Raw genomic sequence first — 14,238 nt, 5'->3', positions numbered from 1 at the left:
CACCCTACGAGTCGACGGGCGCTGTCCACAGGGGGTTGACGTGGGGAGTCACCATGACGGAGGTGGCATACGAGGTGCCCTAGAATCGGGTCAACCTCGCGCTTCCCCTCGCGCCGAGACCGTCCACGATTGGTGCCCTGTGCTTTCCCCTGCAGATTCGCTCGCCCCGGAATGGCTCGTCGTCCCCGATGACGTGAACGATCTCCCCGCTGCGGTGTGGCCGGCGTCCGCGGGACGGAACGCCGACGGAGCTCTCACGCTCTCCGGCATCTCGGCGATCACTCTCGCGCAGACGCACGGGACGCCGGTGCTGGTGATCGACGAGCACGAGGTCCGCGACCGCGCACGTGCATTCCGCACGGCTTTCGACGCTGCTGCCGCAGATCACGGCACGACCGCGCAGGTCTACTACGCGGGCAAGGCGTTCCTCAGCACTGTGATCGCCCGGTGGGTCGTCGATGAGGGGCTGCGTGTCGACGTGTGCACCGGTGGAGAGCTCGAGGTCGCTCTGGCGGCCGGGGTCGCACCGTCGTCATTGGGTTTCCACGGCAACAACAAGTCGGTGGCCGAGCTCACCCGCGCGGTCGAGGTCGGAGTCGGCACGATCATCGTCGACAGCGCCATCGAGATCGAACGTCTCGCGGCCATCACCACGCGGACCGGCGCCACGCAGCGCGTGCTCGTGAGAGTGATCAGCGGCGTGCACGCAGAGACCCACGACTTCCTCGCCACCGCGCACGAAGACCAGAAGTTCGGCTTCCCGCTCCCCGAGGCAGAACAGGCGGTGGCGCGGATTCGAGAGATCCCGAGCCTCGACTTCGCCGGACTGCACTGCCACATCGGCTCCCAGATCTTCGGCGTCGCCGGGTTCCGCGAGTCAGCGGAGCGTGTGCTCGAGCTCCATGCCGCCCTGCTCGAGGGTGGGCCCGTGCCGCAGCTCAATCTGGGCGGCGGGTTCGGCATCGCCTATACGAGGGTCGACGACCCGACACCCATCGAGACGCTCGCCGGCGAGATCGTGACAGCTGTGGCCGAAGGATGCGCCGCTCGCGGCATCGCGGTTCCCGCGCTGTCGTTCGAGCCGGGTCGTGCGATCGTCGGCACAGCCGGGGTCACGCTCTACGAGGTCGGCACCACCAAAGACGTCGAGCTCGGCTCGGGCGCGACCCGACGCTACATCAGCGTCGACGGAGGCATGAGCGACAACGCGCGCACCGCCCTCTACGGCGCGCAGTTCTCGGGTCGCCTCGCATCGCGCGCCGGAGTCGGATCCCCTCAGCTGAGCCGCGTGGTCGGCAAGCACTGCGAGTCGGGAGACATCGTGATCGATCACGAGTACCTCCCGGATGACGTGGCGCCGGGCGACCTCCTGGCGGTTCCCGCCACGGGGGCTTACTGCGCGCCTCTCGCGAGCAACTACAACCACGTTCCCCGCCCGCCCGTGGTGGCGGTGCGCGACGGACGGTCGACCGTCATCGTGCGCGGCGAGACCATCGCCGATGTGCTGTCGCGCGATGCCGGGATCGACCCGGCCGCGGCAGGCGACGACGCCGCCGAGTGAGACACGCGAAACCCGCGGTCTGACGATTCATCACCGAACCACCCTCCGAAGGAGAAGCAATGACGACTGAGTACCGACGACTTCGCGTGGCGCTGCTGGGCGCCGGAGCGGTCGGCTCACAGGTCGCAGCACTCCTGCTGCGCCACGGCGACGAACTCGCGGATCGCGCGGGCGCCTCGCTCGAGCTGGCAGGCATCGCGGTGCGCAACCTCGACGCCCCTCGCGACACCGATCTGCCGAAGGAGCTGTTCACCACCGATGCCGAGTCGCTGATCCTCGGCGCAGACATCGTCATCGAGCTCATCGGTGGCATCGAGCCCGCACGCACGAGCATCCTTCAGGCGATCGGATCCGGCGCCGACGTCGTCACGGCGAACAAGGCGCTTCTCGCGACGCACGGCCCCGAGCTCTTCGAGGCCGCAGACCGCGTCGGCGCCTCCGTGTACTACGAGGCCGCTGCCGCCGGAGCCATCCCGATCATCAGGCCGCTGCGCGATTCCCTCGCCGGCGACCGCGTCGTGCGCATCATGGGCATCGTGAACGGCACGACCAACTACATCCTCGACCGCATGGACACCGAGGGCGCCGATTTCGGCGACGTCCTCGCCGATGCGCAGCGCCTCGGGTACGCCGAAGCCGACCCGACGGCCGATGTCGAGGGCTTCGACGCGGCGCAGAAGGCCGCGATCCTCGCCAGCCTCGCCTTCCACACCGCCGTTCCCCTCGATGCGGTCTACCGCGAGGGGATCACCTCGGTCACGGCGTCGATGATCGAGGAGGCGCGCGCGGCCGGCTTCGTGATCAAGCTGCTCGCCGTCTGCGAGCGCATCGAGGCGAACGGCAGCGAGTCCATCTCGGTGCGCGTGTACCCGGCGCTCATCCCGCAGTCGCACCCGCTGGCTGCCGTGCACGGAGCCAACAACGCGGTCTTCGTCGAGGCTGAGGCCGCCGGATCGCTCATGTTCTACGGCGCCGGTGCCGGTGGCGTGCAGACGGCGTCCGCGGTTCTCGGAGACGTCGTGTCCGCGGCGCGCCGACACATCGCCGGAGGCGTCGGCGTCGGAGAATCGACGCGGGCCAACCTGCCGGTCGTCCCGATCGGCCACGTCACCACCCGCTACCAGGTCACGCTCGAGGTGTCGGATGCTCCCGGCGTCCTCGCGACGGTCGCCGGCATCCTCAGCGACGGCGGTGTCTCCGTCGCGACTGTGGTTCAGACGGTCGAGGGGGAGGACGAGACCACTGCACGTCTCGTCATCGGCACCCATCGAGCCACCGATCAGGCGCTGAGCGCCACCGTCGCCGCTCTGGCCGACAGCTCCGTCGTCGTGCGCGTGGTCTCCGTGCTGCGCGTGGAAGGCGAGTGACGATGGCCGCAGGGCGCACGGTCGAGGTGACCGTGCCGGCGACGAGCGCCAACCTCGGCCCCGGGTTCGACACGCTCGGACTCGCCCTCAGCATCTACGACACCCTGCTCGTGACCGAGCTCGCCGCGGGGGAGCTCGAGATCGAGGTCACGGGTTCGGGGGCGAGCGAGATCCCGCGTGATGAGTCGAACCTCATCGTGCGCACGATCGCGCACGTGTACGCCGACGTCGATCGCCCGATGCCCGGCCTGCGCATCGTCGCCGAGAACGGCGTGCCGCACGGTCGCGGACTCGGCTCCTCGGGAGCGGCTGTGACCGCTGGGATCCTCGCGGCCAAGGGGCTGCTCGAGGGCGACGTCGAGATCAGCGACACCGACATGCTGCGACTCGCGACCGAGATCGAGGGACACCCCGACAACGTCGCGCCGGCACTGTTCGGCGGCCTCACCATCGCCTGGGTGGGCGAGCGTGGCCCGCAGCACAAGAAGCTCCTCGTGCACCGAGGCGTCTCGCCGCTCGTGCTCGTACCCTCGTACACGATGTCGACGTCGAAGGCCCGCTCGCTGCAGCCGCCGCACGTCTCGACGGAGGATGCGGTCTTCAACGTCTCGCGGTCGGCTCTCCTCATCGCAGCGCTGATGCAGAGCCCGGAACTTCTTCTCGACGCCACCGCAGACCGACTCCACCAGGACTACCGCGCCGAGGCCATGCCCGAGACGCAGCGCCTGGTACAGACGCTGCGGAGCGCCGGTTTCGCCGCCGTCGTCTCCGGTGCCGGGCCCAGTGTGCTGGTGCTGGCAGACGGTCCGGGCAGTCGCCAGGATGCCGTCGAACTCGCTGAATCGACGACCGACACCCCGTGGGAAGCGCTGCTGCTCGCAGTCGACGTGCGTGGTGGTACAGTGGGGAACCGAGCGGAGGGCTCCACGTAACTGCGTGAATCTGGCCCCATTGCAACTCTGCAAGACCCGCACGTGAATCCCTGATGCACTGTCCCTTCTGAGAGCTCAGTTCTCTTCGTCGGTCCGGTGCCAAGGCTTGCTGGCGCCGAGCGCCAGCCCGTGCGATCGCGCGCAGCACCCGTTGTGCGCGTACCGCTCATGTCTTCGAGACCAAAGAGGGAGTACTCGTGGAGAATTTCTCCGAGACCCAGAACGACCAGGCGGCGCCCGCCGCCGAGGCTCCGGCGAAGTCCGTGAGTTCCGACGCCGCATCCGGCGCCGTCGCCACCGAGAAGGCGCCGCCGCGCAAGCGCGCCCCGCGTCGCGCGACGACCGCGACTGCGGCAGCCAAGGCTGAGAACGCGGACGCGGGCACCGCTCCCGCCGCTTCCGAGAAGCCCGCGGGCGACGCGCCCGCCGCCGAGACCGCCGAGGCGCCGAAGGCGAAGGCCCCGCGCCGCAGCCGGGCCAAGAAGGCCGATGTCGAGGCTCCTGCCGCATCCGCCGAGTCCGCATCCGCGGAGGCTCCGGCCGCAGCACCCGCCGCCGAGAAGGCAGCGGCACCGGCCGCCGCATCCGCATCCGAGGGTGCCGAGTCTTCGGACGAGCCGAAGAAGCCGAGCCGCGGTCGCCGCACCGCCAAGAAGCCCGCAGCCGAGTCCGAGGCTCCTGCCGCGGAGAAGCCCGCAGCAGAAGCTCCCGCCGAGAACTCGCAGGGCGCCAACCAGGCCACCGACGCGACCGCCGACTCCGGCGACGGCGACGAGCAGGGTGGACGCGGCCGCAACCGCAACCGCAGCCGCAACCGGGGGCGCGGTCAGAACGGCAACGCTCAGGGCGGCGATCAGCAGCAGCAGCAGCCTCAGCAGCAGAGCGCGCCGGCAGAAGACGAGGGCGGCAACGGACGCAACCGCCAGCGCAACAAGCGCCGCGGGGCAGCCCCGACCGACGAGTTCGACACCGAGATCGGCGAGGACGACGTCCTGATCCCGATCGCCGGCATCCTCGACGTGCTCGACAACTACGCCTTCGTGCGCACGACCGGCTATCTCGCCGGACCCAGCGACGTCTACGTGTCGCTCGGCCAGGTCAAGAAGTACAACCTCCGCAAGGGCGATGCGATCGTCGGCTCCATCAAGCAGCCGCGTGAGGGCGACCAGCAGGGGCGCCAGAAGTACAACGCCCTCGTGAAGGTCGACTCGATCAACGGCCTGTCGATCGACGATGCGGCCACCCGCGTCGAGTTCGGCAAGCTCACCCCGCTCTACCCGCAGGAGCGCCTGCGTCTCGAGACTGCGCCCGAGAAGCTGACCCAGCGGATCATCGACCTCGTCGCCCCGATCGGAAAGGGCCAGCGCGGACTCATCGTCGCGCCGCCCAAGGCCGGTAAGACGATCGTGCTGCAGCAGATCGCCAACGCGATCGCGCAGAACAACCCCGAGGTCCACCTCATGGTCGTGCTCGTCGACGAGCGCCCCGAAGAGGTCACGGACATGGAGCGCACGGTCAAGGGCGAGGTCATCGCCTCGACGTTCGACCGCCCGGCAGAAGACCACACCACGGTCGCCGAGCTCGCGATCGAGCGCGCCAAGCGTCTCGTCGAGCTGGGCCGCGACGTCGTCGTGCTGCTCGACTCGATCACCCGCCTCGGCCGCGCCTACAACCTCGCGGCTCCGGCATCCGGCCGCGTGCTCTCGGGTGGTGTCGACGCCTCGGCGCTGTACCCGCCCAAGCGCTTCTTCGGAGCGGCGCGCAACATCGAGAACGGCGGATCGCTCACGATCCTCGCCACTGCTCTCGTCGAGACCGGGTCCAAGATGGACGAGGTCATCTTCGAGGAATTCAAGGGCACCGGCAACAGCGAGCTGCGCCTGTCGCGCCAGCTCGCCGACAAGCGCATCTTCCCGGCCGTCGATGTCAACGCATCGAGCACCCGCCGCGAAGAGATGCTGCTCTCGACCGATGAGGTCAAGATCACCTGGAAGCTGCGTCGCGCTCTCGCGGGTCTCGACCAGCAGCAGGCTCTCGAGGTCGTGCTGGGCAAGCTCAAGGAGACCCACTCGAACGTGGAGTTCCTCGTGCAGATGCAGAAGTCGATCCCGACGCTGCCTGCCGGCGGTCACGGGCACGACAGCAACATCCGCTGAGCGGAGCCGGTGTGTTCGAGTCCGTCCAGACTCTGATCGACGAGCACCGTCGGGTACAGGAGGAACTCTCCGACCCGGCGGTGCACGCCGACGCTGCTCGCGCGAAGCGCGTGAATCGCCGCTACGCCGAGCTCTCGCGCATCGTCGCCGCACACGATGCGTGGGCGGCTGCCGTCGATGACCTCGAGGCCGCGCGCGAGCTCGCCCGTGAGGACGACGCGTTCGCCGATGAGGTCCCCGGTCTCGAAGAAGGGGTGCAGGCGGCGCAGGAGAAGCTCCGGCGCCTGCTCATCCCTCGAGACCCCGACGACGCGCGCGACGTGATCATGGAGATCAAGGCGGGGGAGGGCGGTGCCGAGTCGGCGCTGTTCGCTGCCGACCTGCTGCGGATGTACATCCAGTACGCGGCGTCGAAGGGCTGGAAGACCGAGCTGCTGGAACGCAACGAGTCCGACCTCGGCGGGTACAAGGACGTTCAGGTCGCGATCAAGGGATCATCGACCGATCCGGCGCAGGGGGTCTGGGCGCACCTCAAGTACGAGGGTGGCGTGCACCGGGTGCAGCGCGTGCCCGCGACCGAGTCGCAGGGGCGCATCCACACCTCGACCACCGGCGTGCTGGTGTTCCCCGAAGTCGACGAGCCCGACGAGATCGCGATCAACCAGAACGATCTCAAGATCGACGTGTTCCGCTCTTCCGGACCAGGTGGTCAGTCGGTGAACACGACCGATTCGGCGGTGCGCATCACCCATGTGCCGACGGGCATCGTCGTCTCCATGCAGAACGAGAAGTCGCAGCTGCAGAACCGCGAGGCGGCCATGCGCGTGCTCCGTGCTCGTCTGCTCGCGAAGCAGCAGGAGGAGCTCGATGCCGCGGCGTCGGATGCTCGCAAGTCGCAGATCCGTGGCATGGACCGATCCGAGCGCATCCGCACCTACAACTTCCCCGAGAACCGCATCGCCGATCACCGCACGGGCTTCAAGGCCTACAACCTCGATCAGGTGATGGACGGTGCTCTCGAGCCGATCATCGAGAGCGCGATCCAGACCGACGAAGAAGCTCGTCTCGCCGCGGTCGGCTCGGAATCCTGAACCGACCTCGAACGCGACCGGCGCTGTCTGCGGCCGGTCAGGAGCGTGCCGCGTACCGGTGCTCAGGCCGTCCGGTGGCACCGTAGCGCAGACGCACCTCCACGACGTCCCTCGCGGCGAGCGCTGCCAGGTGGCGCTGCGCCGTCGCGCGGGAGATGCCCACCCGCTCCCCGATCTCGGTGGCCGACGCCTCGTCGTCGCCCAGTGCTGCGAGCACCAGCTGCTCCGTCGCGGAGCGTGAGACGGACACCGGTTCGCCTGACCCGTGCAGGATCGCCAGCGCGCGGTCGACGTCCTCCTGGTGCAGCGGTCGATCGCCCGCGAGGAGGTTGCGGAATCGTGCGTAGCGGTCGAGCAGGCCGGTCAGAGCGCGTCTGTCGAAGGGCTTCCGCAGATACCCCACGGCGCCCGCTCGCAGCGCCCGGCGGATCGTCGGTGCGTCGTCTGCCGCCGAGATCAGGATGGCGTCGAGGCCGGCATCCCGGACCAGGGAGATCCCGTCGCCGTCCGGCAGGAAGACATCGGCGACGAGCAGGTCGGGCCGGGTCGTTCGCAGAGTGTCGCGGGCCTCGGCGATCGAGCGCACGGGATCGAGCGAGACGAACCCCGGTTGCTCGTCGATGATGTCCCGGTGCAACTGCCCCACACGGAAGTCGTCATCGAGGATGAGTACGCGAAGGTGGTGGTCGGTCATCGTCGCTCCTGGTGGCTCGTCGGGATGTCGGTGACTGCGCCGCACAGGCGAGCCGCGAAGACCGCGCCGTGGTCGGTGCCGCCCTCGTCGATGATCCACAGATCACCGCCGCGGCGGCGTGCGATCTCTCTCGACAGCGGCAGACCGAGGCCGTGACCGTGGATGTGCTCGGGCGTGTCCGTGTCCGTGTCCGTGTGCGACGTGGCGTGTGACACCGCGTCCTGGTCGACGAGTCCTGGGCCGGAGTCGGCCACCGTGATCACGAGCGCGTCGCCGTCTCCGAGCACCGCCACTTCGACCCACCGAGGGACGCGGTCGCAGGAGACTGCGGCGGTCACCGCGTTGTCGATGAGGTTGCCGAGCACAGTCGCGACGTCTTCGGGCTCCGTCACGCTGCCGATCAGCTGGCTCTCCTCTGCGATGCGCAGCGCGACTCCTCGCTCGCCGGCCTCGATGCCCTTGGCGCCGAGGAAGGACTGCAGGAACGGGTCGCTCAGGAGCTCGAGGCCAGTCACAGGGAAGTCGACGGAGCCGCGCTCGACGAGTTCGCCGAGGAAGGCTCGCGCATCCGGGACGCGCGCTGCATCGATGAGACCTGCGGCGACGTGCATGCGGTTCGCGAACTCGTGCCGCTGAACGCGCAGGGCTGCGGTCATCGTGCGGACGGTCTCGAGCCTCTCGGTCAGGCCCACGAGAGCGGTGCGATCGCGGATGATCAGCACGTCGCCCAGAGCGCGGCCATCGCGCACGACGGGTCTCGAATCGAGGTAGAGGACGCGTTCGTCCACCACCGCGCTGGATCGCGCACGTCCACCGCTCAGCAGCTCGAGGACGGTGGACGGAAGTTCGAGGTCGGCGAGGCGCCGCCCGACCGGTGCCTCGAGGCCGAGCATCCGGTCGGCTGCGTCGTTGCTGACCTGCACCACGCCCGTCGAGTCGACGGCGAGCACGCCGTCGTCGACGCCGTTGAGGACGGCCGTCTGGTTCTGGACGAGCGCGACGAGCTCCTCCGGCTGCACTCCCAGGGTGAGTCGTTCCCAGCGCCGACGCAGAAGGAGGAAGGTGAGGAGGGCGAGTGCGAGCGCCCCGACGGCAGTGAGACCGATCACGACGAGCAGGGGAGGGAGATCGTCGAAGACGCCGGTGCGCTCGAATCCGACGCTCACCTCGCCGACCGGTGTGCCGCTCTGGTCGAGCACGGGCACCTTCGCCCGAGCGGAGTCGCCGAGCGTGCCGGTCTGCCAATCGACGACCTCATTCCCCTCGAGCACTTCCTCGAACGGGGTGCTGACGACCTCGCCGATGCGCGCGGGAATCGGATGCGCGAGACGGATGCCCTCGTCATCCGCGATCACGACGAACAGCGCGTCGGTGCGCTCGGCGACATCGAGTGCGATGCTCTGCAGATCGCCGCTGCGGAGCGTCTCGGCATCGGGGCGCTCGGCGGCGGAGGAGATCTGCGTGACGCCGGCACGCACGTCGGGGTCTTCTGCCAGCGTCCGCGCGATCCCGAGCGCCGTGGACTCGGCCTCGGCCCGCAGCTGCTGCACGGTGAGCGCCAGATAGACGCCCGTGCACAGCGTGACGACGAGAGCGACCGTCGCCAGGTGCAGCAACAGGGCGCGAGTCGCGAATCGCGGCTTGACGCTCGTCATCGTCGGCGCTCCCATCCGTCCGCGCTCCATCGCGCAATATGCGCAGAACTCACGCTACGCGCATAACGCCGAGTAATGCGTGATACCGCGCTCGGACCCGCCGCTTTGCCTAGTCTCGTCAGGATCCGTCGCAGACGACGGTGCGACGACGAAGGAGTCACCGTATGCCCGACGTGTTCACCGGCCTGGTCATGGCCGCAGAAGAGGCGCCCACGTACGACGTGGCCTTCGTGCCGCCGGAGTGGCTCCTCGTGCTCCTCGGGTTCACCATGGTGCTGGCGTTCATGACGCTCATCATGACCAAGCGACTCACTCCCATGGTCGCGCTGATCCTGGTTCCGACCGTCTTCGGTCTGTTCGCCGGAGCCGGCCTCGGCCTCGGCGACATGATCCTCGACTCGATCGCCACGATGGCTCCGACCGCCGCGCTGCTCATGTTCGCGATCATGTTCTTCGGCATCATGATCGACGTCGGCCTGTTCGATCCGCTCATCCGCCTGATCACGCGTCTCCTCGGAGACGACCCGGCCAAGGTCGTGCTCGGTACGGCGATCCTTGCGGGCGCGGTCTCGCTCGACGGCGACGGCTCGACGACCTTCATCATCACGACGTCGGCCATGCTCCCCATCTACCTCCGTCTGGGGATGAGTCCCGTTGTGCTCACCTGTGTGGCCGGGCTCATGAACGGCACGCTGAACATCGTGCCCTGGGGTGGGCCGACAGTGCGCGCGGCGACGGCCCTCGGCCTCCAGCCGACGGACATCTTCGTCCCGATGCTCCCCGCTCTCGGCGCGGGCATCGTCGTGACCCTCGGGTTCGCCTGGATGCTCGGTCTGGGGGAGCGTCGTCGACTCGGGCGTCTCGACTCCGCCGGACTCCTCGCAGGTTCCGACGGAGGCGCGCTGTCGTCCGCGCCGAAGCTCTTCCGCGGCTCCGACGCGACGCCCGGCGCACGCGCGGCTCTGCGCACCGGCAACATCGTCGTGGTCTCCGGCGGCCGAGGACCCGTCGCCGCCGCGAGCGTCGACCTCGCCGACACCGCCATGGCCGACACCATGCTCGATCCTGCGCGGCCGACGCTGCGTCCGAAGCTGATCTGGTTCAACCTGGCGCTCACCGTCGCGGTCATGGTGCTGCTGGTGCTCGACATCATGCCGCTTCCGTACGTCTTCATGGTCGGAGCGGCTGTGGCGCTGCTGGTCAACTTCCGGGGCATCAAGGATCAGGCGTCCGAGATCGTCGCGCACGCCCCGAGCATCGTCGGCGTCGTCTCGATGGTGATCGCCGCAGGCGTCCTGGTCGGCGTCCTGTCGGGCACCGGCATGGTCGACGCGATGGCCACCTGGATCACCGATGTCCTTCCCCCGGCTCTCGGGCCCTTCCTCGCACCGATCACCGGGCTGCTGTCGATCCCGTTCACGTTCTTCATGTCGAACGACGCGTTCTACTTCGGCATCCTGCCGGTGCTCGCGCAGAGCGCCGCGGCATTCGGCATCGATCCCGTCGAGATGGCGAGGGCGTCGATCATCGGACAGCCGGTGCACCTGCAGAGCCCGCTCGTGCCCGCGATCCTGCTGCTCGTGTCTCTGGCCAGCGTGAACCTCGGTGATCACCACAGGAAGGTTCTCTGGCGGGCGACGATCGTGTCGTTGGTGATGCTCGGGATCGGAATCCTCTCTGGTGCGATCCCGTTCTTCGTCGCGCAGTGATCCGTCGCACCTCTCCGTGATGCGACGGCGGGGGATCGGGCGCGACCCGGTTCCCCGCTGCGCTGCACGAGAGCGATAGGCTCAGCCCGTGATCACGTTCCTCTTCCGAGCGCTCCTGTACGTCGTCTCTGCGGGTCTCGGCCTCATCGTCGCCGACCTCGTGCTCGACGGATTCCAGATCCAATGGGACAAGTGGTGGGGCTTCGTCATCTGCATCCTGATCTTCGCGATCGTGCAGAGCATCCTCGCGCCGTGGGTCAGCAAGATCGCCGACCGCTACGCGCCGGTGCTGATGGGCGGCATCGGAATCGTGTCGACGCTCATCGCTCTCGTGGTCGTCGTGCTGCTGCCGATCGGTGGTCTGCGAATCGTCGATCTCGCGGGCTGGCTGCTCGGCGCTGTGATCGTCTGGCTGGTCACGGCAGTCGGCAGCGTGCTGCTGCCGCTGATCTTCCTGCGCAAGAAGGTCGAGAAGGCGCGGGCCCGCTGAGACGTCTCGGCAGGCGCCGGACGGACTTCAGATCGAGTACTCCGGCGCGGTCAGCACTGCTTTGGTGTCCTCGCCGAGGATGCGCGCCCGCGCTTTCGCCGGGATCCCGACCAGGATGCTGTCGGGGGGCGCGTCGCGTGTGACCACGGCATTCGCGCCGACCACCGATCCTTCGCCGATGGTGATGGGTCCGAGGATCTTGGCTCCTGCGCCCACGGCTACGCCGTCCTGAAGGGTGGGGTGCCGTTTGCCGTGGTCGCGAGTGCGGCCGCCGAGCGTGACCCCGTGATAGAGCATGACGTCGTCGCCGACCTCGGCGGTCTCGCCGATGACCACGCCCATGCCGTGGTCGATGAAGAATCGCCGCCCGATCTGCGCGCCGGGGTGGATCTCGATGCCCGTCAGCCAGCGCGAGACCTGCGACGTCGCGCGGGCGAGCAGACGGAGCCGTCGGCGCCAGAGCGCATGCGAGACGCGATGCGCCCAGATCGCGTGGAGGCCGGGATAGAGCAGCGCCACCTCTGCAGCGCTGCGAGCGGCGGGGTCGCGAAGTCGTGCTGCCGCGATGTCCTCGCGCATTCGGCCGATCATGCCCATCGGACGGATCAGGATTCGCGCAGGTGCTCGTACAGCGCGGTCGAGAGGTAGCGCTCGCCGAACGAGGGGATGATCACGACGATGGTCTTGCCCGCGGCTTCCGGACGCTTCGCGACCTCGAGAGCTGCCCAGATCGCGGCGCCGCTCGACATGCCCACGAGGATGCCTTCACTCCTCGCTGTCTCCCGTGCGACGCGGATGGCATCGTCGAAGGTGACGTCGATGACCTCGTCGAGGATGTCACGGTCGAGGATGGGCGGCACGAAGTTCGGCCCGATGCCCTGGATCTTGTGCGGTCCCGGGTGCCCCTCGGTCAGGATGGGGGAGTCCTTGGGCTCGACGGCGACGATCTGAACGCCGGGGACGCGCTCCTTCAGCACCTGGCCGACCCCGGTGATGGTTCCGCCGGTACCGATGCCGGCGACGAGGTAGTCGACGGAGCCTTCCGTGTCGCGGAGGATCTCCTCGGCGGTGGTGCGGCGGTGGATGGCGGGGTTCGCCTCGTTGGCGAACTGCTTCGCCAGCACGGCACCCGGCGTCCGTGCGGCGATGGCTTCCGCCTCGGCGACCGCGTGCGTCATGCCTTTGGTGGGGTCGGTGAGGACGACCTCGGCACCGAATGCCTTCAGGAGCATGCGGCGCTCCTTCGACATCGACGCGGGCATCGTGAGGATCACCGTGTAGCCGCGCGCCGCACCGACCATCGCCAGCGCGATACCGGTGTTGCCGCTCGTCGCCTCGACGATCGTGCCCCCCGGCTTCAACTCGCCGGACGCCTCCGCCGCGTCGACGATCGCGATGCCGAGTCGGTCCTTCACACTCGATGCCGGGTTGTAGAACTCCAGCTTGGCGAGCACCGTGGCGCCCAGACCTTCGGTGACGCGGTTCAGACGGACCAGGGGGGTGTTGCCGAACGCGGTGGTGATGTCGGGGTGGATGCCGGACATGAGAAGGCCTTCCTGTGGTGGGGGACTGCTGCTCCAGCCTATGGGAGGGGGTAGGGGTGAAGGGCATTGTGACACCGTTCCGGCCCTACGCTGGAGCACATGCCTGAGACGTCCCTCGCTGCCCTCGTCCACGCCGCGGCCCAGCGATTGGCCGCGGCAGGAGTCGCCGACCCGCTCGTCGACGCCGAGCTGCTGGTGGGACATCTGCGTGGTGCGCGGCGAGGCGAGGTGCAGGCCGCGATCATCCGCGGCGACACGGTCGACGAGTCCGAGTCCGCCGAGTTGGAGGTGCTGGTGACGCGTCGAGCGGCGAGGGAACCCCTGCAGCACATCACGGGCACGGCGCCGTTCCGGCATCTCGAACTCGCCGTCGGCCCCGGCGTGTTCGTGCCGCGCCCCGAGACCGAGACGGTCGTGCAGTTCGCGATCGATGCGCTCCTGAACGCTCCCGAGCCCGAACCCGTCGCGGTCGACCTCGGCACCGGCAGCGGAGCCATCGCCCTGGCGATGGCGACCGAGGTGCCGCATTCGCGTGTGTATGCGACGGAGCTCTCGCCGGACGCCTATCCGTGGGCGCGACGCAACGTCGAGGGGATCACGAACCTGACGCTCGTGAACGAAGACCTCGCGCATGCGTTCCACGATCTCGACGGCACCGTCTCGGTCGTGATCTCCAACCCTCCCTACGTCCCGGATGCGGCGATCCCGCGCGACCCCGAGGTCCGCCTGTTCGACCCCGCCATGGCGCTGTACGGGGGAGCGGACGGACTCGACATCGTGCGGGTGCTCAGCGTGCGCGCGCTCGAGCTCCTGCGGTCGGGAGGACTGTTGGTCATCGAGCACGGTGAACTGCAGGGAGAGGAGATCCGCAGCATCCTCACCCGTGACGGCTGGAGAGCCGCTGCCACGCACCGCGATCTCACGCTCCGAGACCGCGCCACGACCGCACTTCGCCCATGAACCCACTCCGCCCATGAAAGCACTCCGCCCCTGATCGCGCCGTCACCGAGCGCTCAGGCAGACCCCGGCTAGAATCGAG

Annotated in this window: 12 protein-coding genes; 8 read left to right on the top strand and 4 right to left on the bottom strand. The window is 68.7% G+C overall.

Annotated elements, in window-relative coordinates; genetic code table 11:
* The first annotated feature begins 139 nt into the window (after positions 1 to 139).
* The 5 genes from lysA to prfA all read left to right on the top strand — a co-directional run bounded on the left by lysA (position 140) and on the right by prfA (position 7,107).
* Positions 140 to 1,561 carry a diaminopimelate decarboxylase gene (gene lysA, locus ACZZZN_RS08485; protein WP_463504721.1) on the top strand — a complete coding sequence of 474 codons (1,422 nt, stop codon included), beginning with the start codon at positions 140 to 142 and terminating at the stop codon, positions 1,559 to 1,561.
* 59 nt (positions 1,562 to 1,620) lie between these two features.
* Positions 1,621 to 2,928: a homoserine dehydrogenase gene (locus ACZZZN_RS08480; protein ID WP_463504720.1), complete on the top strand. Its 1,308-nt coding sequence runs from the start codon at positions 1,621 to 1,623 to the stop codon at positions 2,926 to 2,928.
* 2 nt (positions 2,929 to 2,930) lie between these two features.
* Positions 2,931 to 3,860, top strand: a complete 930-nt coding sequence (gene thrB / locus ACZZZN_RS08475; protein ID WP_463504719.1) for a homoserine kinase — start codon at positions 2,931 to 2,933, stop codon at positions 3,858 to 3,860.
* 197 nt (positions 3,861 to 4,057) lie between these two features.
* Entirely contained in the window at positions 4,058 to 6,016 is a 1,959-nt protein-coding gene (gene rho / locus ACZZZN_RS08470) for a transcription termination factor Rho (RefSeq protein ID WP_463504718.1), read from the top strand.
* A gap of 11 nt (positions 6,017 to 6,027) precedes the next feature.
* A complete protein-coding gene (gene prfA / locus ACZZZN_RS08465) occupies positions 6,028 to 7,107 on the top strand; it encodes a peptide chain release factor 1 (RefSeq protein ID WP_463504717.1) in 1,080 nt (359 codons plus the stop codon).
* A gap of 37 nt (positions 7,108 to 7,144) precedes the next feature.
* Here the strand turns inward: prfA and ACZZZN_RS08460 are convergent, their stop codons facing one another.
* Together ACZZZN_RS08460 and ACZZZN_RS08455 are read right to left on the bottom strand one after the other, a co-directional pair.
* Complete coding sequence (locus tag ACZZZN_RS08460; protein WP_463504716.1) at positions 7,145 to 7,801, bottom strand: response regulator; 657 nt, start codon at positions 7,799 to 7,801, stop codon at positions 7,145 to 7,147.
* A complete protein-coding gene (locus ACZZZN_RS08455; protein WP_463504715.1) occupies positions 7,798 to 9,456 on the bottom strand; it encodes a sensor histidine kinase in 1,659 nt (552 codons plus the stop codon). Before ACZZZN_RS08455 ends, ACZZZN_RS08460 begins: the two co-directional genes overlap by 4 nt.
* 164 nt (positions 9,457 to 9,620) lie before the next feature.
* Between ACZZZN_RS08455 and ACZZZN_RS08450 the strand changes: the two genes are divergently transcribed.
* Together ACZZZN_RS08450 and ACZZZN_RS08445 are read left to right on the top strand one after the other, a co-directional pair.
* A complete protein-coding gene (locus ACZZZN_RS08450; protein WP_463504714.1) occupies positions 9,621 to 11,165 on the top strand; it encodes a CitMHS family transporter in 1,545 nt (514 codons plus the stop codon).
* An 88-nt stretch (positions 11,166 to 11,253) separates the two neighbouring features.
* Positions 11,254 to 11,655 (top strand): hypothetical protein, encoded by a 402-nt coding sequence (locus ACZZZN_RS08445; protein ID WP_463504713.1) that lies wholly within the window; start codon positions 11,254 to 11,256, stop codon positions 11,653 to 11,655.
* A 27-nt stretch (positions 11,656 to 11,682) separates the two neighbouring features.
* Here ACZZZN_RS08445 and epsC read toward each other — a convergent pair whose 3' ends face one another.
* Both epsC and cysK read right to left on the bottom strand, forming a co-directional pair.
* Positions 11,683 to 12,252, bottom strand: a complete 570-nt coding sequence (gene epsC, locus ACZZZN_RS08440) for a serine O-acetyltransferase EpsC (RefSeq protein ID WP_463504712.1) — start codon at positions 12,250 to 12,252, stop codon at positions 11,683 to 11,685.
* 8 nt (positions 12,253 to 12,260) lie between these two features.
* Positions 12,261 to 13,199, bottom strand: a complete 939-nt coding sequence (cysK, locus tag ACZZZN_RS08435; RefSeq protein WP_463504711.1) for a cysteine synthase A — start codon at positions 13,197 to 13,199, stop codon at positions 12,261 to 12,263.
* Between the two features lie 99 nt (positions 13,200 to 13,298).
* Here cysK and prmC point away from each other — a divergent pair, with 99 nt between their 5' ends.
* The gene (gene prmC / locus ACZZZN_RS08430; protein ID WP_463504710.1) at positions 13,299 to 14,159 is read left to right on the top strand and encodes a peptide chain release factor N(5)-glutamine methyltransferase; all 861 of its coding nucleotides are present in this window, start codon (positions 13,299 to 13,301) and stop codon (positions 14,157 to 14,159) included.
* Positions 14,160 to 14,238 lie beyond the last annotated feature (79 nt).

This window comes from Microbacterium sp. AC145 (assembly GCF_979258505.1).
Note: the sequence above shows the minus strand (reverse complement) of the source record. Positions and strands in the feature narration are given on the sequence as shown.